This is a genomic window from Delftia sp. PX-1, from assembly GCF_055797465.1.
Genome location: NZ_CP184763.1, coordinates 3350054 through 3368052, shown reverse-complemented (window position 1 = coordinate 3368052; position 17999 = coordinate 3350054). Strand labels below are relative to the sequence as shown.

General features: G+C 67.3%; 17 protein-coding genes. 12 read left to right on the top strand and 5 right to left on the bottom strand.

What is annotated here, in order from left to right; all coding sequences use genetic code 11:
- Positions 1–41: 41 nt before the first annotated feature.
- Positions 42–1877: a CocE/NonD family hydrolase gene (locus tag ACN20X_RS15530; RefSeq protein WP_016452911.1), complete on the bottom strand. Its 1836-nt coding sequence runs from the start codon at positions 1875–1877 to the stop codon at positions 42–44.
- Positions 1878–1967: 90 nt separating this feature from the next.
- Positions 1968–3680 carry a carboxylesterase/lipase family protein gene (locus tag ACN20X_RS15525; RefSeq protein WP_016452912.1) on the bottom strand — a complete coding sequence of 571 codons (1713 nt, stop codon included), beginning with the start codon at positions 3678–3680 and terminating at the stop codon, positions 1968–1970.
- Positions 3681–3867: 187 nt separating this feature from the next.
- On the opposite strand from ACN20X_RS15525, the gene ACN20X_RS15520 reads away from it, so the two are divergent.
- The 6 genes from ACN20X_RS15520 to ACN20X_RS15495 all read left to right on the top strand — a co-directional run bounded on the left by ACN20X_RS15520 (position 3868) and on the right by ACN20X_RS15495 (position 8769).
- Complete coding sequence (locus ACN20X_RS15520; RefSeq protein ID WP_016446746.1) at positions 3868–4884, top strand: AraC family transcriptional regulator; 1017 nt, start codon at positions 3868–3870, stop codon at positions 4882–4884.
- Positions 4885–4953: 69 nt separating this feature from the next.
- The gene (locus tag ACN20X_RS15515; RefSeq protein ID WP_016446745.1) at positions 4954–6486 is read left to right on the top strand and encodes a protein adenylyltransferase SelO; all 1533 of its coding nucleotides are present in this window, start codon (positions 4954–4956) and stop codon (positions 6484–6486) included.
- A complete protein-coding gene (msrB, locus tag ACN20X_RS15510; protein WP_016446744.1) occupies positions 6483–6896 on the top strand; it encodes a peptide-methionine (R)-S-oxide reductase MsrB in 414 nt (137 codons plus the stop codon). Before ACN20X_RS15515 ends, msrB begins: the two co-directional genes overlap by 4 nt.
- 128 nt (positions 6897–7024) lie before the next feature.
- Positions 7025–7624: a septation protein A gene (locus ACN20X_RS15505; RefSeq protein WP_016452913.1), complete on the top strand. Its 600-nt coding sequence runs from the start codon at positions 7025–7027 to the stop codon at positions 7622–7624.
- Positions 7621–7902 (top strand): BolA family protein, encoded by a 282-nt coding sequence (locus ACN20X_RS15500; protein WP_013802780.1) that lies wholly within the window; start codon positions 7621–7623, stop codon positions 7900–7902. Before ACN20X_RS15505 ends, ACN20X_RS15500 begins: the two co-directional genes overlap by 4 nt.
- 81 nt (positions 7903–7983) lie before the next feature.
- Positions 7984–8769, top strand: a complete 786-nt coding sequence (locus ACN20X_RS15495; RefSeq protein WP_016446742.1) for a foldase protein PrsA — start codon at positions 7984–7986, stop codon at positions 8767–8769.
- 186 nt (positions 8770–8955) lie between these two features.
- Here the strand turns inward: ACN20X_RS15495 and ACN20X_RS15490 are convergent, their stop codons facing one another.
- The gene (locus ACN20X_RS15490; protein ID WP_016452914.1) at positions 8956–11157 is read right to left on the bottom strand and encodes a TonB-dependent receptor; all 2202 of its coding nucleotides are present in this window, start codon (positions 11155–11157) and stop codon (positions 8956–8958) included.
- Between the two features lie 135 nt (positions 11158–11292).
- Complete coding sequence (locus tag ACN20X_RS15485) at positions 11293–12069, bottom strand: ankyrin repeat domain-containing protein (protein ID WP_016452915.1); 777 nt, start codon at positions 12067–12069, stop codon at positions 11293–11295.
- A 196-nt stretch (positions 12070–12265) separates the two neighbouring features.
- On the opposite strand from ACN20X_RS15485, the gene ACN20X_RS15480 reads away from it, so the two are divergent.
- Positions 12266–12742 carry an SH3 domain-containing protein gene (locus tag ACN20X_RS15480; RefSeq protein WP_016452916.1) on the top strand — a complete coding sequence of 159 codons (477 nt, stop codon included), beginning with the start codon at positions 12266–12268 and terminating at the stop codon, positions 12740–12742.
- A gap of 34 nt (positions 12743–12776) precedes the next feature.
- On the opposite strand, the gene thiD is transcribed toward ACN20X_RS15480, so the two are convergent.
- Positions 12777–13658 (bottom strand): bifunctional hydroxymethylpyrimidine kinase/phosphomethylpyrimidine kinase, encoded by an 882-nt coding sequence (gene thiD, locus ACN20X_RS15475; protein ID WP_016452917.1) that lies wholly within the window; start codon positions 13656–13658, stop codon positions 12777–12779.
- Positions 13659–14012: 354 nt separating this feature from the next.
- Between thiD and ACN20X_RS15470 the strand changes: the two genes are divergently transcribed.
- From ACN20X_RS15470 to ACN20X_RS15450, 5 genes are all read left to right on the top strand, one after another.
- Positions 14013–15131, top strand: coding sequence for an FAD-dependent oxidoreductase (locus ACN20X_RS15470; protein ID WP_074922885.1), 1119 nt, complete (start codon positions 14013–14015; stop codon positions 15129–15131).
- 119 nt (positions 15132–15250) lie between these two features.
- Entirely contained in the window at positions 15251–15448 is a 198-nt protein-coding gene (thiS, locus tag ACN20X_RS15465) for a sulfur carrier protein ThiS (protein ID WP_012205130.1), read from the top strand.
- Positions 15449–15480: 32 nt separating this feature from the next.
- Entirely contained in the window at positions 15481–16290 is an 810-nt protein-coding gene (locus tag ACN20X_RS15460; RefSeq protein ID WP_016452920.1) for a thiazole synthase, read from the top strand.
- Positions 16291–16301: 11 nt separating this feature from the next.
- The gene (thiE, locus tag ACN20X_RS15455) at positions 16302–17225 is read left to right on the top strand and encodes a thiamine phosphate synthase (protein WP_016452921.1); all 924 of its coding nucleotides are present in this window, start codon (positions 16302–16304) and stop codon (positions 17223–17225) included.
- Between the two features lie 224 nt (positions 17226–17449).
- Positions 17450–17983, top strand: coding sequence for a transposase (locus tag ACN20X_RS15450; protein ID WP_080649910.1), 534 nt, complete (start codon positions 17450–17452; stop codon positions 17981–17983).
- The last annotated feature ends 16 nt before the right edge of the window (positions 17984–17999 follow it).

The following is a 17999-nucleotide window of genomic DNA, read 5'->3' as shown; positions in this document are numbered from 1 at the left end:
AGGCCCTGGTGCGCGATGCCGCTGCCCGCATGGAGGGTGGCTCAGGCCGGCGCCCTGGGTCCGATCCCCGCAGGGACAGGCGCATCGTTTTTCCGGCATGGTTGACGCATTGTCTTGTCGCAACTCGGCAGCGTCTTCGCATGCTCGTATGGGATATACCCTAGGACGATGCTGGAGGCATGCGCTGCGTCATGCCACAGCGTGTTCGTGGACGGCGTCTTGTCGTTGCCGAAGATCCAGTATCCGGTCTGCGATGGCGAATCCACTGTCACGCGAATGCTTGAACCGGCGCGGAACACATGCGCGAATTTCTGGATCTCTACGCGCAGCAGTTCGGGCTTGCCCGACACCATGGGCACGTCCTTGTCCCGCGTGAACGCGCCCCACGGCCTCAGCGTCGTGGAGCGCGCCGTGTCCAGAGCACGCTTGGACGCACGCAGCCAGCCACGCTGCACGAACATCTCCTGCCCGTCCGGCCTCACCTCGGACACGGTGACCTGGATGTCGGTGTTGGCGGCCGTGGCGCTGAGCCACAGGTCGGCCGAGCCTTCGCCATAGAAGCTCAGGTCCTGCGGCAGGGCTGCCGTGGTGAAGACCAGTTGGCCATCCTTTTCCGACGCGGGCACGGCGGGCCAGCCTTCGGCCGCCGGGTTGTTCACCTGCGGACTCAGGGCCGGATAGCGGTAGCTGGACGAAGCCGTGCCTGAGGCGGGTGCGCTGTCGCCCAGCGCCTGGCCGGGCTGCATCCACAGGCGCAGGGGCTTGACCTGGACAGGCAGCCGGTCAAACCGTGCCTCGCCCGTGGGCATGAGCTTGGCGCCGCCATTGGGGGCCTTGGCGTCCGTGGTCTGCATCTCCTGCAGCAGGCGCACGCGCGGCTCCTTGTCGAAGCCGTTGTCCTCGCCCTTGACGAAGCGCGCCAGGAAGCGCTTCAGCGTCTGGTCGATATGGTCCGAGGTGATGTTCGTGTGGTGGTCGCCGTTGGAGCTGACCAGCCACATCCTGTCAGGCGCAATGGTGTCCTCGTAGTAGCCCGAGCGCGGGCCGATCTGCTCGTCCTGCCAGGACTGCGTGCCCAGCGTGGGGATATTGATCTTGCCGCTTTGCAGCATGGCGCTGCGCTCCAGGTACAGGCCATCGGCATAGGGGTTGTCCAGCCACTTGATCAGATCCAGCTCGGGCCGCTTGATCTTCTCGATGTTGTCGGCCACCGTCTTGGCGCATTCCGTGTCGCCGCCGTTCTTCACGGCCAGGTCGGCGGCCGTGCGCCAGATGCGCGGGAAGCCGTTCCACCACTGCGCCGGAAAGCCGATGTTGGCAATGCCGCCCGGATAGCCCACGTCGCGGTAGGGATCGCCCACATTCTTGCTGGGCGTGATGGCCATCAGCCCCTTGGGCCGGTGCGCCGCCACCCACAGCTGGTTGTAGCCCGAGTACGAGTAGCCGATCATGCCGATGCGGCCGTTGGACCAGGCCTGCCGCCCGGCCCACTCGATGGCGAAGGCCCCGGCCGCACCTACGCTGGCGTCAAACACCCGGTCTTCCCCCGTGGAGCAGCCCGTGCCCGGCACGTTCAGCCCCATGACCGCATAGCCTTCCTTGGTCCAGGGACTGCTGATGTTGGGGTACGAGCCCGAGATATAGCCGTCGTACTCGACCAGCAGCGGGAACGGACCCTGTCCCTCGGGCAGCAGCAGCGAGTAGCGCATCCTGCTGCCGTCCGGCAGGGTGATGTAGCCCGATTGCTGGCCCGGCCCCATGGGCGCGGGCATGCCGGACGATCCCCCTCCGCAGGCGGCAAGGCCCACGGCGGCGGCGGCAATGGCCCCCGCCAGCGGCCAGCGCCAGGCCTGTGTGAAAACGGTCTTGGCTGTCATGGGTACCTGTCTCCTTCGTTGTTGTTGGCTATCTCTCGGGGCTTGCCGCGGCAAGCCCCTGCTCGCTCATCTACTCGCTCATCTGCTCGCTCACTGCAGCCGGATGCTGGTCGCGCCCAGCTCGGCGTCGAAGACCAGGCTGGACGGCCAGGGCTTCCATGTCTGGCCCAGGGCCGCGTTCTGCGGGTCGCCCTTCTGCATGAAGGCCTTGAGGCTGGCCATCATGGCGTTCGACAGCGCCAGCCGCCCCGGTGCATTGGCCGTGCTGTTGGTCACGCGGGAGAACACGGATGGCCCGAAGTTGCCGAAGAGAAACGGCAGATCGAACGCATGGGCCGCACCGTAGACCGTGTTCCAGGGCGCGGGCTGGCGCGCCCAGTCGAAGCGGTAGCTCCAGACCTCGGCCTGCCGGGTGCGCAGCGTATTGAGCAACTGGTCGCGGCTGGGATCGGCGAACAGATGGGTCAATTGCGCCATGCGGGCGTTGTAGCCGGTGACCGGCGTGTCGACGGGCAGGTAGGCAGCATCGATGATGTCGGCCAGGCCCGGCGCGTTGGGCGACTGCGCATCGAAGGACTGCATCATGCGAAAGCGCGCCGCATCGTCGATCCTGAAGCCCGGCTTGCCGCCCAGCGCAGCCAGCAGGGGTGCGAACAGCTTGCCCTCCTCGGCCGTGTAGCCGGCCATCACAGGCATGCGGTTGTATTGGCCCGCAGCCAGCGCGGCCATGGGGTCGGTGGGCAGCAGCAGGCCGTCGGGAATCGGTCCCGCGCCCGTCAGGCCCTTGGCCACCAGGGTCTGCAGCAGCACGCGCGCATCCTTGCCGCGCAGGTAGGCCGCAATCTGCGCCGGTGTCCAGCCGGCAGCCACCGTGGCCGCAGCCGCCACATCGGCAGCCAGCCCATCGGCCACCATCAGATGGGCCAGCAGCAGCGCGGACTGGGTGGCGTAGGCCGAAGCCGGCTTGAGCGTGGCCAGCACGCCGGCCGGCAGGTTGGACGGCAGCGACAGCCCGCCGCTGATGGGCACCAGCCTGTGGAACAGGCCGCGCGCCGACTCGGCCGCCAGCAGCGCCAGCACATTGGTGGCCCCCGCCGACTGGCCCATGAGCGTGACATTGCCCGGATCGCCGCCAAAGCCCGCGATATTGCGCTGCACAAAGCGCAGCGCCTGCAGGTTGTCCAGCAGCGCGAAGTTGCCCGTGGCCGGCGCGCCAGCCTGCATCTGCGGCATGTGCATGTAGCCCAGGATGTCCAGCCGGTAGTTGGCCGTGACCACCACGGCATTGGCGGCGCGCGCCAGGGCCGCGCCGTCATACAGCGGATCGGCCGTATAGCCCGAGATGGCGCTGCCGCCATGGATGAACACCAGCACCGGCAGCTTCTCGGCGCCGCTGGCCGGGCGCCAGATGTTGAGCGTCAGGCAGTCCTCGCTGCCCACGGGCTGGCCCAGGGTGGAGGCGATGGTGTCATCGAAGCGGTTGTTGGCGCCCGGGCCGTACATGCGCCCGATCTGCAGGCAGGCATTGCCGAACTGGCGCGCCTCGCGCACGCCCTCCCAGGCCTTGGGCTCGGCCGGCGGCTGCCAGCGCAGCGCGCCCACGGGCGCCTGGGCAAAGGGCACGCCCTTCCAGTAATAGGTGCCCGTGGCGGCGCCGTCGTCCACGCCGCGCAAGGGGCCGTAGGCCGTCTCGCGCAGCTCGGGGCCGCCGCCGCCCGAGCCGCCGCAGGCCGCGAGCCACAAGGCCATTGAAGCCACGGCCAGGCGTATGCCGCCAGCCATCCACCGCTGTCCTGTGCGCATGCTTGTCTCCTATGATTTTGGGGTTTCCCGTATGGGCCGTGCCCGGCCCTTGGGCCACACTGCGCAGTCGTTCGCCGCGCTGCAAAAATTCTAGGAACAGCGCGCCCGCACGCCGCTATCGCAACCAAGCCAAAAAAGTGACTTCAGAACGCAAAAGGCGCCCCGGACGGCCCAGGAAAACCCGGCCATGACAACGCAGCGCAGCAGCTCCGCCGCATGGGTGCGGGGCATCCTGGACATGATGGCCGCCGAGGGGCTGGCCGTGGAAAGGCTGAGTGAGGAGGCCAACATCGACCTTGCCGCACTGCAGCATTCGCAGACCCGCATCGATGTGGACCGCGTGAGCCGGCTGTGGGAGCTGGCAGTGGCGCAGTCGGCCAATCCCACGCTGGGCCTGGACCGGCAGCTGGCCGCGCGCCACGGCAACATCGACCTGGTGGGCTACTCGCTGGCTTCGAGCCCGCACCTGCTGGCGGGCTTTCGTGACCTGGAGCGCCACATGGCCGTGATCTCGGACGCCACCGCCTTCACGCTGGAGCGCGATGCGCGCGGCCACTGGCTGTCCATACACCACATCGGCGCCACGCGCGCCGTGCCACGCCAGCGCGTGGAGTTCGCCGTGCTCACGCTGCTGGTGCTGTGCAGCTGGCTGACGCGGCGCGATGTCCAGCCGCTGGCCGTGGAATTCATGGCCCAGGCGCCCTTGCCCCTGCACGAGGCCCGCTACCGACAGGCCTTCGGCCTGCTGCCGCGCTTTGGCGAGCGCGCCAACCGCTTCCTGCTGTCGCAAGACGACCTGCTCGCGCCCATCCCGACGCACAACCCCGAACTGCTGGCCCTGCACGAAAAACTGGTCGAGTCCGAGCTGGACCAGCTGGGCCAGGCCGGCGTGGGCGCCCGCGTGCGCCATGAGATTGCGCGCCTGCTGCCCCAGGGCGAGCCGCGCCGCGAGGAAGTGGCCGCAGTGCTGGGCCTGACCGACCGTACCTTGCAGCGCCGCCTGCAGGCCGAGAGCACCAGCTACCAGCAATTGCTGGATGACACCCGCCGCGAGCTGGCCCGGCAGTACCTGGGCGAGCCGCGCCACAGCCTGGCCGAGGTGGCCGACCTGCTGGGCTTCGTGGACCAGAGCAACCTCTTTCGCGCCTGCCGCCGATGGTTCGGCATGCCGCCGGGCCAGTACCGGCAGCAACTGCGTGCGTGAATGCATGCGGTGAATGCGCGCATGAACCTTGCGTCCCACGGGGCATAGGCGCTGGGGGACAATTCCCGCATGAACCTGCACGCTGCCGCCGAAGGCCGGGCTCCGGCGACCTCCCCGCGCCTTCCCATCTCCTGGCAGGATGGCTTTGCCGCCCTGGGCCCCGACTTCTTCACCCATCTGCGCCCCACGCCGCTGCCCGAGCCGCACTGGATCGCCACCAGCACCGGCACCGCCGAGCTGCTGGGCCTGGACCCGCAATGGCTGGCCTGCGATGAGGCCCTGCAGGCGCTCACCGGCAATGCCGTGCTGCCCGGCAGCCATCCGCTGGCCAGCGTCTACAGCGGCCACCAGTTCGGTGTCTGGGCCGGCCAGCTCGGCGACGGCCGTGCCATCTTGCTGGGCGAGACCGCCTCGGGCCAGGAAATCCAGCTCAAGGGCGCGGGCCGCACGCCCTACTCGCGCATGGGCGACGGGCGCGCCGTGCTGCGCTCTTCCATCCGCGAGTTCCTGTGCAGCGAGGCCATGCACGCCCTGGGCATTCCCACCACGCGCGCGCTGAGCGTGACCGGATCGCCCGCCCCCATTCGCCGCGAAGAGATCGAGACCGCCGCCGTGGTGGCGCGCGTGGCGCCCAGCTTCATACGCTTTGGCCACTTCGAGCACTTTGCGGCGCGCGACCAGATGGCGCCGCTGCGCCAGCTGGCCGACTACGTGATCGACCGCTACTACCCCGAATGCCGCACGGCCGAGGCACTGGCCGGCAACGCCTACGCCAACTTCCTGCAGGCCGTGAGCGAGCGCACGGCGCGGCTGCTGGCGCACTGGCAGGCGGTGGGCTTTTGCCATGGCGTGATGAACACGGACAACATGAGCATCCTGGGCCTGACCATCGACTACGGTCCCTTCCAGTTCCTCGATGCCTTCGACCCCGGCCATATCTGCAACCACAGCGACACCCAGGGCCGCTACGCCTTCAACCGCCAGCCCCAGGTCGCGTACTGGAACCTGTACTGCCTGGGCCAGGCCCTGCTGCCGCTGATCGGCGAAGAGGAGCTGACCATTGCGGCGCTGGAGTCGTACAAGCAGGTGTTTCCGCAGGCCTATGGCTCTCTCATGCTGCGCAAGCTGGGCCTGCCCGAAGATGCTCCCGGCACGCCGCCTGCCGAGGCGCGCTTTGCCGCCCTGGTGAACCCGCTGCTGCAGCTCATGGCCGACAACGCCGTGGACTACACCATCTTCTTCAGCCGCCTGACCGATGCCGTGGCCACAGCCGGCGGCACCGAGCCCGACCTGGAGCCCGTGCGCGACCTGGTGCTGGACCGGCCCGCCTTCGACGCCTGGGCGGCAGGCTACGTACGGCAGCTTGCGACCGTGGATGGCACGGCAGCGGCCGCGCTGATGCAAGAATCGAATCCGCGCTTCGTGCTGCGCAACCACCTGGGAGAAATCACCATCCGCGCAGCCAAGGCGGGCGACTTCACCGCGGTGCGCCAGCTGCTGGCCGTGCTGCAGACCCCGTTCGCACCCCACGCCGAGCATGCCGAATGGGCAGGCTTCCCGCCCGACTGGGCTTCCTCCATCGAGATCAGCTGTTCATCATGAGCTTTCCCATCCACAAGACCGAGCAGGAATGGCAGGCCGAGCTGCAGGCCAAGGGCGCCGAGCCCGCCGCCTTCCAGGTGACGCGCCACGCGGCCACCGAGCGCCCCTTCACAGGCCGCTATGAGCAGTTCTGGGCCGATGGCAGCTACCACTGCATCTGCTGCGGCGCCAAGCTGTTCGACTCCGATACCAAGTTCGACGCCGGCTGTGGCTGGCCCAGCTTCGACCGCGCCATCCCAGGCGCCATCACCGAAATCGTGGACCGCAGCCATGGCATGGTGCGCACCGAGACTGTCTGCAGCCAGTGCGGCGCCCACCTCGGCCATGTGTTCCCCGATGGTCCCTCCGACACAGGGCTGCGCTACTGCATGAATTCCGCGTCGCTGGAATTCGAGCCGCCCAAGGCCTAGGCCCCAGGCCCGCAAAAACCCCAGCCGGCGCGGCCCTGCACCGATGCCGGGCCGCGCCGGCTGCGCCACAATGCGCCTGCCAAGCGCTCAGGCACCATGCCTGACTCCAAGCCCATCGAAATCTTCCAATGAAGTTACTGATCGACTTTTTCCCCATCATCCTGTTCTTCGTCGCCTTCAAGGTCTGGGGCATCTACACGGCCACGGCCGTGGCCATCGTCGCCACCATCGCGCAGATCGCCTACCTGCGCGTGCGCCATGGCAAGGTCGAGCCCATGCAATGGGTCAGCCTGGGCGTGATCGTGCTGTTCGGCGGCGCCACCTTGCTCGCCCACAACGACACCTTCATCAAGTGGAAGCCCACGGTGCTGTACTGGCTCATGGGCGGCGCCCTGGCGATTGGCCAGCTGGTATTTCGCAAGAACCTGCTGCGCTCCGTCATGGGCGCGCAACTGCAACTGCCGGACAACGCCTGGCGCACCATGAACTGGAGCTGGGCAGCCTTCTTCGCGGTGATGGGCGCGCTCAACCTGGTCATCGCCTACCGCTTCGACACCGACACCTGGGTCAACTTCAAGCTGTTCGGCGGCATGGGGCTGATGCTGGTCTTCGTGATCGGACAGGCCATCTACATGAGCCGCTTCATGCAGGAAGACAAGGGCGAGGCAGCCGCCGCCACGCCCGACGCCCTGCCCCCGTCCGGCGTGCAACAGGACAAGCAGCCATGAGCGCACCCGCCCATCCGCTGCCCATCACCGCCGAAGCCATGCAGGCCGTGCTGCGCGAGCGCCTCGCCCCCGATCACCTGGAAGTGATCGACGAAAGCCACCAGCACGCCGGCCATGTGGGAGCCAACGGCACCGGCTTCGGCACGCATTTCCGCGTGCGCATTGCGTCACCTTTGTTTCAAGGCAAGCCGCGCGTGGCACGCCACCGCCTTGTGTATGATGCGCTGCAAGAATTCATTGACCAGGGCGCTCACGCCATCGCCATCGAGGTTCTTTGAACTTTTACAGGCTCCGAAGATTCGGAGCCTGTTGCGTATCCACGCTATAGAATCAATTTTTCCTTCATCTCTGGAATTCGCATGAAAAAACAGCTTCTGACCAGCCTGGTGACTGCCGCCGTGCTGAGCACCGCAGCCCTGTCCGCCTCGGCCCAGAACATCGCCGTCGTCAACGGCAAGGCTGTGCCCAAGGCACGCGCCGAAGTGCTCAAGCAGCAGATCGAGCAAAGCGGCCGCCCCGTCACGCCCGAGATGGAAGGGCAGATCAAGGAAGAAGTCATCGCCCGCGAGATCTTCATGCAGGAAGCCAACAAGCGCGGCCTGGCCAACAGCGAAGCCTACAAGCAGCAGATGGAACTGGCCCGCCAGACCATCCTGATCCGCTCGCTGTTCGAAGACTTCCAGAAGAAGAACCCCGTGACCGACGCCGAAGCCAAGGCCGAGTACGACAAGGCCGTCGCTGCCAACAGCGGCAAGGAATACAAGGCCAGCCACATCCTGGTCGAGTCGGAAGACCGCGCCAAGGCCATCATTGCCGAGATCAAGGCCGGCAAGAAGTTCGAAGACATCGCCAAGAAGGAGTCCAAGGACCCCGGATCCGGCGCCCGTGGCGGTGACCTCGACTGGGCCAACCCCGGCAACTACGTGCCCGAGTTCTCCGAAGCCCTGATCAAGCTCGAAAAGGGCGGCATGACCCAGGAGCCGGTCAAGAGCCAGTTCGGCTACCACATCATCCGCCAGGACGACGTGCGCCAGGCAGAACTGCCCAAGTTCGAGGAAGTCAAGCCCCAGATCGTGCAGCAGCTGCAACAGCAAAAGCTGGCGCAATTCCAGGAATCGCTGCGCGAAAAGGCCAAGATCCAGTAAGATGCTTGCGTGTCGGCGGTTTTTGCCGTCGGCCTGACCATCACCAGCCCGCCTTGTGCGGGCTCTTTTTTTGCCCCAGGCAAGGTGGCCGCCAAAGAAAAGAGCTGCCCCTGGGAGCAGCCCGATTCAAGCCTGATTCATCCTGTCCCGGCGCCCACGGCACCGGAGACCAGGCCATCGTGCTTCTCAGAACTGGTAGAGCGCGGTCAATCTGACCGTGCGACCCTCTCCGTACTCCACGGCCGAGGAACGCGACTGCTCGCCCAGGCGCTGGCGCACGCCGGCCACATAGGCCTTGTTGCCGATGTTGTCGAGATTGAGCCGGAGCTTCCATTGCCGGTTGAGTTCATAGCCGACCATGGCGCTGTGCACCCAGTAAGCGGACAGCTTGCCGTCGCCGGCCGAGGTGACATTGCGCGTGCCCACGAAGCGCGCGCCATAGCCCACCGTCCAGCCCTGCGGCAATGCATAGGTGGTCCACAGGTTCAGCGAATGGCGCGGCGTATTGCCCAGCGCCTGGCCCACACGCGCAGGCTCGTTCAATGACTTGAGGGTCTTGCTGGCCATGAAGGTGTAGTTGGCGAAGAGGTCCCATTGCGGAGTCACCTTGCCTGCAGCCCCGAGTTCCAGCCCCCGCACGCGCTGCTCACCAGCCAGCAGATAGCTGCCATCGGCCATCTGCTCTCGGGCATTGGTCTTGTCCACCTGGAACAGCGCGGCTGTCAGCGCCAGCTGGCGGTCCCGCACATCCCACTTGGTTCCCAGCTCCAGGCTGGTGTTCTTCTCGGGTGCCAGCGAGGCCGTGGCCGCATCCAGGCCCGAGCCCGTGGAGACCAGGAATTCGGCGGAAGGGTTGAAGGCCGTGCCGTAGGCCAGGTAGATGCGGCCGTTGTCGGCGGGCTTGAAGCTCAGGGCCGTGCGGCCGCTGAGCCGGCCGTCGGAGCTGTCCACCGCGGTGCGCACGCCAGCGGCCGTTGTGGCGTTGGAGCGCCCGTCGATCCAGTCATAGCGCAGGCCCAGGTTCAGATCCCAGCGCGGCCCCAGCGCAATGGAGTCGGTGGCATACAGCGCGCGGGTGTCCAGGCGGGTTTCGTTCCTTCCGCTGTTTTGCAGATCCGTGGTGCCCGTCCAGTATCCGGGCGGACGGGCCAGCGGATAGCCGCCGGCCGGGAACTGCCGGTTGATGCTGTAGGAAGAGGTGGTGCGGTCATAGGTCTCGCGTGCGATCTCGAAGCCCGTGACCAGCGTATGCCCCAGCACGCCTGTGTCGAAGCGCTGGGTCAGGTTGGTCTGGTTGATCCACAGGGTGGTGGCCGCATCGCGGCCATAGGCCTGGGGCCCTGCGGGCCGGTAGTAGCCAGGCTGCATGCCCCGGAGATCGACATGCGAGGCCGAGATCACGGTATCGCGGCTCAGCCGCGAGTAGCGCGAGAGGTTCTGCAGCTTGGCGCCCGAGGCGAAGTCATGCTCGATCTTCGCGGTCAGGGCATCCTGGCCGATCTTTTCGCGGTCAAGGTTGCGCCAGCCGAAATAGGCATTGCGCGAGACGCCTTCGAGCATCTTGCCGCGAAAGGCCGGCACGCCATAGTCGGGAAGATTGTCATCGCTCTGATGGAAGAAGCCGAGGGTCAGGCGCGTGGGCGAATTCAGCCCCAGGGCCAGCGAGGGCGCCACGCCCCAGCGCCGCTTGAAGATGGTGTCGCGCCCGGCCACGTCGCTGTCATGGCCCATGAGGTTCAGGCGCATGGCAGCCTTGCCGCCAGCCAGCACCCTGTTGGTGTCGAGCGTGAGGCGCCGGTAGCTGGCCGTGCCCAGGCCAGCGTCGGCCTCGGTGAAGTCATGGGCCTTGGGCTGCTTGCTGATCATGTTGATGCTGCCGCCCGAGGTGCCCGCGCCGCCGAAGACCGAGTTGGGTCCCTTGATGACCTCGACGGATTGCGTGTTGAAGAGATCGCTTCGGCTCTTCTGCCCGCTGTCGCGCAGCCCGTCGATCTGCAGGTTGGCGTTGGCGCTGAAGCCGCGGATGTTGATGCTGTCGCCCGAGCCTGCACCGCCCTCGCCCGCATTGAAGGTGATGCCGGATACATTGGACAGCGCCTGCTGCAGGCTCAGGGCGTTTTGCTCCTGCAGCACCTGCCCGGGCACCACGGTGATGGTCTGCGGCACATCCAGCAGCGGCTTGGCGTATTTGGCCGATTCGGATGCCTCGGTGCGCGAGCCGGTGGAGCGCTGCCCGGAGACGGTCAAGGGCGCCAACTGCACCTGACGCTCATCGGCAGTGGCGTCCTGCGCATAAGCGGGCGTGACCAGCGCCGCAGCGAACACCGAAAAAAGGCACGACTGGGGGCCGGAGACGAAGGGTCGAGATAGCAAATGTGCTGTGCGCATGGCAAAGATCCACGTTGAAAATGGGAATCATTTGCAACGCAGCCTTTCCAAAGCAATCAGACCCGTCTGAATCTGGCGCATCACCCCTGGTTTCAGGCGTTTTCACTTGTTTTCACTTGTTTTCACTTGCGCCGATCAGCGCGCTCCCGCCTCCTGCAGCAGACGCTCCACCTCATGCTGGCTGCGCTGGCGGGCGTGGACGACGGCGGTCACGCCATCCTTGTCGGGCAGATTGAGATCGGCCCTGGCCGCGATCAGCTGGCGGACGATGTCCTGGTAGCGCGGGCCTCCGTCGCCCAGCAAAACGGCTTCGAGCAGGCAGGTCCAGCCCAGCCGGTTCACATGGTCGGCCCGTACACCGGCGGCCAGCAGGGCCTGCACGGTATCGACATGGCCGCGCTCGCAGGCCGGGATCAGCGCCGTGCCGCCGTAGCGGTTGGTGCTTTGCAGATCGGCGCCGTACGACAGCGTCATGCGCAGTATCTCCAGGCGGCCCAGGGCACCGGCCAGCAGATAGGCACTGTCCTGCAGGTCATTCTTGAGATTGGGGTTGGCCCCATGGACCAGCAGCGAGCGCGCGACCTCGACATGGTTGCCGCGCACGGCCAGCAGCAGCGGCGTATTGCCCTGCCGGTCACGCACATCGACAGGTGCGCCGCGCTTGAGCCAGTCGCGTACCTGCAGCGCTTCGCCGGCCTGGGCGGCCGCCAGCAGCGCGGGACCGAATTCCGGGCGATTCACCGCACCCTGCGCCCTGGCCGCATCGCGGCCCTCGGCGGCTGTGGCCACAGCCTGCGCCTCCTGCGCCTGCGTCTCTTGTCCCTGCGCATCCGCCAGTCCCGCGGCAAGACAGGCCGTCAGGATTGCAGCGTGCCGGACATGGGCGCCGGATCGGGAAACAGCATGGTGCATACAAGCCCTCCTGGAAAACACGGTTGTGCGGCAAGCGTAAGGCAAGCTTGCCCGGTTGCGCATGAAGCCGGGGCGTCGCACGTCAGTTTCATTCAGGAACTATAGCTACATCGCCTGATCCCACGCGCTTTCCCCGGGCTTGCGCCGGAAAGTCTTCGCGCGCCAGCCTTTCTCAAACGAAAGGAGACCTGTTCCCGTGTCTTGCAACAAAAGCCGTGCCGCCCGCTGGATGGCCGCAGCCGCCACCGCCCTCGCCGTCCTCACCACCACCCTGGCCCCGGCCGCCACCCATGCGCGCGAGTTCGTCAGCGTCAAGGGCGCCAGCGTCAATGTGCGGCAGCAGCCCACCACGCGCTCGGCCACGCTGTGGGAACTGGGCAAGGGCTATCCGCTGCAGGTGGTGCAGCGCAAGGGCCAGTGGCTGCGCGTCAGGGACAACGAGAGCACGCTGGGCTGGGTGCATGCGCCGCTGACCGGCAAGACCCCGCACATGGTGGTGACCGGGCGCACCGCCAATCTGCGCGCAGGCCCGGGCCAGAAACACCGCGTGGTGGGCAAGCTGGCTGAGCTGGAGGTGGTGCGCACGCTCAAGAAGCAGGGCTCCTGGGCCCATGTCCAGCGCGACAACGGCCAAAAGGGCTGGGTGGCGCGCAGCCTGACCTGGGGCTGGTGACCTGGGCTGATTACCTGGACGTCTGGCTGGACGTTCAGCCGTTGACCACGACCTGCGTGCGCGGCGCATAGCCGTGGTTCAGCGGACCGTGGCCGGCGCCCGTGAACACATCGGCACCGGCCGCAATCGCGCCCAGGATGTACTCGCGCGCCTGGGCCACGGCCGCCTCCAGCGGCAGGCCCAGCGCCAGGTGCGAGGCAATCGCCGAAGACAGCGTGCAGCCCGTGCCATGGCCGTTGTGCGTGGCAATGCGCTGCGACTGCAGGCGCAGCCGCTGGCCGTTGCCATGGCCCAGCAGGTCTACCACCAGATCGCCGGACAGATGCCCGCCCTTGAGCAATGCGGCCGGCGCGCCCAGCGCCAGGAGTTCCTGCACGGCGCCGTCCAGTGCGTCTATGCCATCAATGGAGTGGCCCAGCAGCAGCGCCGCCTCGTCCAGATTGGGCGTGACCACGGTGGCCAGGGGGAACAGTTCGCGCACCAGCACGGAGGCGGTTTCCGGCGCGATCAGCCGGTCGCCGCTGGTGGCCACCATCACGGGGTCCAGCACCACGTTGCGCAGCTGGTGGCGGCGGATGGCATCGGCCACCACCTGCACCACCTCGGGCGTGGCCAGCATGCCGATCTTGACGGCGTCGGCGCCGATGTCCTCGACCACCGCATCGATCTGGCCGCGCAGTATGTCCACGGGAATGCCGTGGATGCCGCTGACGCCCAGCGTGTTCTGCACGGTGATGGCCGTGATGGCCGTCATGCCGTAGCAGCCCAGGGCGCTGCAGGTCTTGAGGTCGGCCTGTATGCCGGCGCCGCCGCCGCTGTCGGAGCCCGCGATGATGAGCACGCGTGCATAGCGCTTGCGCGCGGCGGGAGCCGGTTCGGTGGATGCGGCGGTCGAAGGGGAGTGGTCGGCAGTCATGGGCGAAAATTATCACCCATGCGCATGGTCAATACCGGCAGCTGCGGGATGTGCTGTAATGCCTGCTGACGGACGAAACAGGGGTGTCCCGTCGGTGAAACAGGGCCTGGCCCGCCTCACCGATGCGTGACTGAGAAACACCCTGGGGCCCCGGGGCGACCAGCCCCCTGCCGCACAAGCCTGCACCACAGGCACCTTGCCGCGCAGCGCCCCTGCACCCGATCCAGGTCATGCTGGCGTGGGGAGTTTCAATCAATCGGGGTGGTACGCCGCGTTTTGTCCAGCACATGCCCTGTGCGCGGACAGCCGGCCGGCAGTCCCACGGGCATGGGCGCACTTGACCACCAGATGCACATGTCCGTTCTACAAGCTTCTTCCCGCATCGCCATTCTGGGCGGCGGCCTCATGGGCCGGCTGCTGGCATTGGCGCTGGCCCGTCGCGGCCACGGCATTGCCGTATACGACGCCCACGGCCCCGAAGGCGATGGCGCAGCGGCCCGCGTGGCCGCCGCCATGCTCGCGCCCCTGGCCGAATCGGCCATCACCGAGCCCGGCGTGGTGCGCATGGGCCAGCACGGCCTGACGCGCTGGCCCGAACTGCTGGCCCAGCTCGATGCGCCCGTGTTCTTCCAGCAAAACGGCACCCTCATCCTCTGGCACCGCCAGGACGCGGGCGATGCCCAGCGCTTTTTCGGCCTGCTGGAGAAAAACCGCCGCATCAACCCCAGCCTTCCCGCGCTGCAGCCGCTGGCCGACCAGGCCCTGCACGACTGCGAGCCCGCGCTTGAGCGGCGCTTCGCCCAGGCCATGTACCTGCAGGGCGAAGGCCAGCTGGACAACCGCCAGCTGCTGGCCGCGCTCCACGCCACGCTGACCCGCCTGGGCGTGGAGCAGCACTGGAACCAGCCGCGCGAGCTGGCCGACTTCCGTCCCGGCACGCCGGGCCAGCCCGACTGGGTGCTGGACTGCCGGGGCCTGGGCGCACGCGGCCAGTGGCCTGCGCTGCGCGGCGTGCGCGGCGAGGTGGTTCGCATCCATGCGCCCGAGGTCACGCTGCAGCGGCCCACGCGCCTGATCCATCCGCGCTACCCGATCTACATTGCGCCCAAGGAGGACCACCTCTTCGTCATCGGCGCCACCGAGATCGAGTCCGACGACATGTCGCCGGCCAGCGTGCGCTCCACGCTGGAGCTGCTGAGTGCCGCCTACACCGTGCATCCGGGTTTTGCCGAGGGCCGCATCGTCGAGATCGCCACCCAGTGCCGCCCCACCCTGCCCGACAATCTGCCGGCCGTGCGCTGGAGCGCGCCGCGCGTGATGGAGGTCAACGGCCTGTACCGTCATGGCTTCATGATCGCGCCGGCCATGCTTGACGTGGTGCTGGAGCTGCTCGACAGCGGTGATTCCGAACTGGCCCGCCGCTTCGATGTTGCCGTCGAGCATGCGCCATCGCAGCACAAGGCAGCCGCCTGAACGGCACGCACGGCACTTTCACGCACAACAGACCGGACATGCATGCAGAGCCGACAAGACCGGCCCTGCCTAAGATCGAACAAGCCCCCGTACCCGCCTTTCGTTTCCCCTCAGCCGCCATGAACATCACCATCAACCAGCAAGCGACCGAACTAAGCGACGGAGCCACCGTGGCCGACGCGCTGGCCCAGCTTGCGCCGCGCCCGCCCTTTGCCGTGGCCATCAACACCGTCTTCGTGCCCAAGGCCCGCTATGCCGAACAGGCGCTGAACGACGGCGACCGCCTCGAAGTGATCTCGCCGGTGACCGGCGGCTGATGCCCCATCCGACTCTCCCATTGCCTCACGCCATGACGACTTCCGCCCCTTCCTCCGACGACAGCCTGGTCCTGTACGGCCAGCGCTTTGACAGCCGCCTGCTGCTGGGCACCTCCCGCTACCCCTCGCCCGCCGTGCTGGAAGCTGCCGTGCAGCGTGCCCGCCCCGCCATGGTCACGGCCTCGCTGCGCCGCCAGGGCAGCAATGCCGCCGAGACCGGTGCCAGCTTCTGGGAATTGCTCAAGAAGCTGGCCGTGCCCGTGCTGCCCAACACGGCCGGCTGCATGACCGTGCAGGAAGCCGTGACCACGGCCCAGATGGCACGCGAAGTCTTCGAGACCCCCTGGATCAAGCTGGAGCTGATCGGCGACGACTACACCCTGCAGCCCGACACGCTGAACCTGGTCGAGGCCGCCTCCATCCTCATCAAGGACGGCTTCCAGGTCCTGCCCTACACCACCGAGGACCTGGTGCTGTGCCAGCGCCTGGTGGATGTGGGCTGCCAGGCCGTCATGCCCTGGGCGGCGCCCATCGGCACGGGCCGCGGCCCCGTCAACCCCTATGCCATGCAGACACTGCGCGAGCGCCTGAAGGTGCCTCTGATCGTGGATGCGGGCCTGGGCCGCCCCTCGCACGCCTGCCAGGTCATGGAGTGGGGCTATGACGCCGTGCTGCTGAACACGGCCGTGGCCTTGTCCGAAGATCCCGTCGCCATGGCCGGCGCCTTTGCCGACGCCGTGAACGCCGGCCACGCCGCCCACCGCGCCGGCGCCATGGCCGAGCAATCGGCCGCCCAGCCCAGCACGCCCGTGCTGGGCACGCCGTTCTGGCACCACGGCTGAGGAGACCGGCCATGAGCAACGACTCCATCCAATCCTGGGCAGATGCCATCGTGCGCCTGCACGGCGCCACCTTTGCCCCTGAAGGCTCCGCCCTGCCCTCGCAGCCCGTGCCGCAGGCACAGCGCCAGGAGCCGGCCTATCTTGCGGCGCTGCAGGCCTGCAGCGCCCTGGGTTTCATCGCCATCGACGCCGAGACGCTGGCCTGCGCCTGGCAAGCGCAGACGCTGCGCAGGGGCCGCTTCGAGGCCACGCTATGGCCCGACGATCCGCGCGACTTCGGCCTGGAGGGCGCCGATCCCGCACTGGCCTTCCCGGGGTGCCCAAGGTCCCTGGGCCTTTACGGCGTGCTGCCCGATGCGCAATGGGTGGGCCGCATGGCCCGCGCCGGTGTGCCCACCGTGCAGCTGCGCTTCAAGTCCGAGGACCGCGACGCCATCGCGCGCGAAGTGCGCGCCGCCGTGGCCGCCGTGGAAGGCACGGGCGCCCTGCTCTTCATCAACGACCACTGGCGCGAGGCCATCGATGCCGGCGCCTATGGCGTGCATGTGGGCCAGGAGGACCTGGACGCGCTGGCCGGCGCCGACCTGCAGGCCATCCACGCCTCGGGCCTGCGCCTGGGCGTGAGCACGCATGGCTACGCCGAAATGGTGCGCGCCCATGCCGTGCAGCCCAGCTACATCGCGCTGGGCGCCGTCTTTCCCACCACGCTCAAGAAAATGGCCACGGCTCCGCAGGGCCTGGCGCGCCTGGGCGCCTATGTGCGCCTGATGCAGCGCTATCCGCTGGTGGCCATCGGCGGCATCTCGGCCGACCAGTTCCCGGCCGTACGCGCCACTGGCGTGGGCTCGGTGGCCGTGGTGCGGGCACTGGTCAATGCCGAGGACCCGGAAGCGGCGGCGCAGCAGTTGCTCGCAAGCATGCAGGCTGCGGACTGAGGTACTGGCCAAGTGCCAAGGCAAAAAGGGAGCATGTCAGGCTGTGTAAAAAGTCTTCAGCTGTCCTAGTCGCGATGCCCTCCAGGAGTTAGCCTGGAGGGCATCGTTGTTTGTGGAGCAGCTCTACCGCCGCCGCAGTGGAGAGAGCCGCTACAAGCCGCCCTGTTACCAGTAAAGCTCGATGAGTTTGTCGCGCCAGATGCCCTTGTCCGCGTCATCGACGGCTGGATTGCCGCTTTACCTATGGCTTATCTGGGCTTTGCAAAGTCCATCCCCCAGCGCATGGGCGCGCCCCATACGACCCTGCCGATCTGCTGCGGCTCTATCTCCAGGGCTATCTCAACGCGACACGTCCCTTTCGCTCTTTGAAGCGCGAGTGCCACCACAACGCCCAGTGCATGTGGCCGCTCGCTCGCCTGGCTCCAGACTACAAGACCCTCGCCGAATTCCGCCGAGGCAATCTGCAGGCATTGGTTTCCACCAGTGCTGCCTTCGTGCAGCTCGCCCGCACGCAGTGCTTGATCGCCCCGACGACTGTGGCCATCGACGGCTGCAAGGTACAGGCCGTCGCCTCAAGCAAAGCCATCGTCGGCCCGCGCCGGGCCTGGCACAAAAAGCCCAGTGCAATGCCCAGCAGATGGACAGATACCTCGCCTTACTCGAAGAATCGGACCGGCAGGAGACGTCAACGCCTGGGCATTCGTGTGTGCAAGGCTTTGGCACAACTGCAGGCCAACAGCGAGGCAACTGCAGGCTAGGCAAAGGCCCTGGCCG

What these genes read in the sequence shown, in the direction of transcription:
- ACN20X_RS15530 (WP_016452911.1), bottom strand. Translation starts at nt 1,877, where the DNA reads ATGACAGCCAAGACCGTTTTCACACAGGCCTGGCGCTGGCCGCTGGCG.
- ACN20X_RS15525 (WP_016452912.1), bottom strand. Translation starts at nt 3,680, where the DNA reads ATGCGCACAGGACAGCGGTGGATGGCTGGCGGCATACGCCTGGCCGTG.
- ACN20X_RS15520 (WP_016446746.1), top strand. Translation starts at nt 3,868, where the DNA reads ATGACAACGCAGCGCAGCAGCTCCGCCGCATGGGTGCGGGGCATCCTG.
- ACN20X_RS15515 (WP_016446745.1), top strand. Translation starts at nt 4,954, where the DNA reads ATGAACCTGCACGCTGCCGCCGAAGGCCGGGCTCCGGCGACCTCCCCG.
- msrB (WP_016446744.1), top strand. Translation starts at nt 6,483, where the DNA reads ATGAGCTTTCCCATCCACAAGACCGAGCAGGAATGGCAGGCCGAGCTG.
- ACN20X_RS15505 (WP_016452913.1), top strand. Translation starts at nt 7,025, where the DNA reads ATGAAGTTACTGATCGACTTTTTCCCCATCATCCTGTTCTTCGTCGCC.
- ACN20X_RS15500 (WP_013802780.1), top strand. Translation starts at nt 7,621, where the DNA reads ATGAGCGCACCCGCCCATCCGCTGCCCATCACCGCCGAAGCCATGCAG.
- ACN20X_RS15495 (WP_016446742.1), top strand. Translation starts at nt 7,984, where the DNA reads ATGAAAAAACAGCTTCTGACCAGCCTGGTGACTGCCGCCGTGCTGAGC.
- ACN20X_RS15490 (WP_016452914.1), bottom strand. Translation starts at nt 11,157, where the DNA reads ATGCGCACAGCACATTTGCTATCTCGACCCTTCGTCTCCGGCCCCCAG.
- ACN20X_RS15485 (WP_016452915.1), bottom strand. Translation starts at nt 12,069, where the DNA reads ATGCACCATGCTGTTTCCCGATCCGGCGCCCATGTCCGGCACGCTGCA.
- thiD (WP_016452917.1), bottom strand. Translation starts at nt 13,658, where the DNA reads ATGACTGCCGACCACTCCCCTTCGACCGCCGCATCCACCGAACCGGCT.
- ACN20X_RS15470 (WP_074922885.1), top strand. Translation starts at nt 14,013, where the DNA reads ATGTCCGTTCTACAAGCTTCTTCCCGCATCGCCATTCTGGGCGGCGGC.
- thiS (WP_012205130.1), top strand. Translation starts at nt 15,251, where the DNA reads ATGAACATCACCATCAACCAGCAAGCGACCGAACTAAGCGACGGAGCC.
- ACN20X_RS15460 (WP_016452920.1), top strand. Translation starts at nt 15,481, where the DNA reads ATGACGACTTCCGCCCCTTCCTCCGACGACAGCCTGGTCCTGTACGGC.
- thiE (WP_016452921.1), top strand. Translation starts at nt 16,302, where the DNA reads ATGAGCAACGACTCCATCCAATCCTGGGCAGATGCCATCGTGCGCCTG.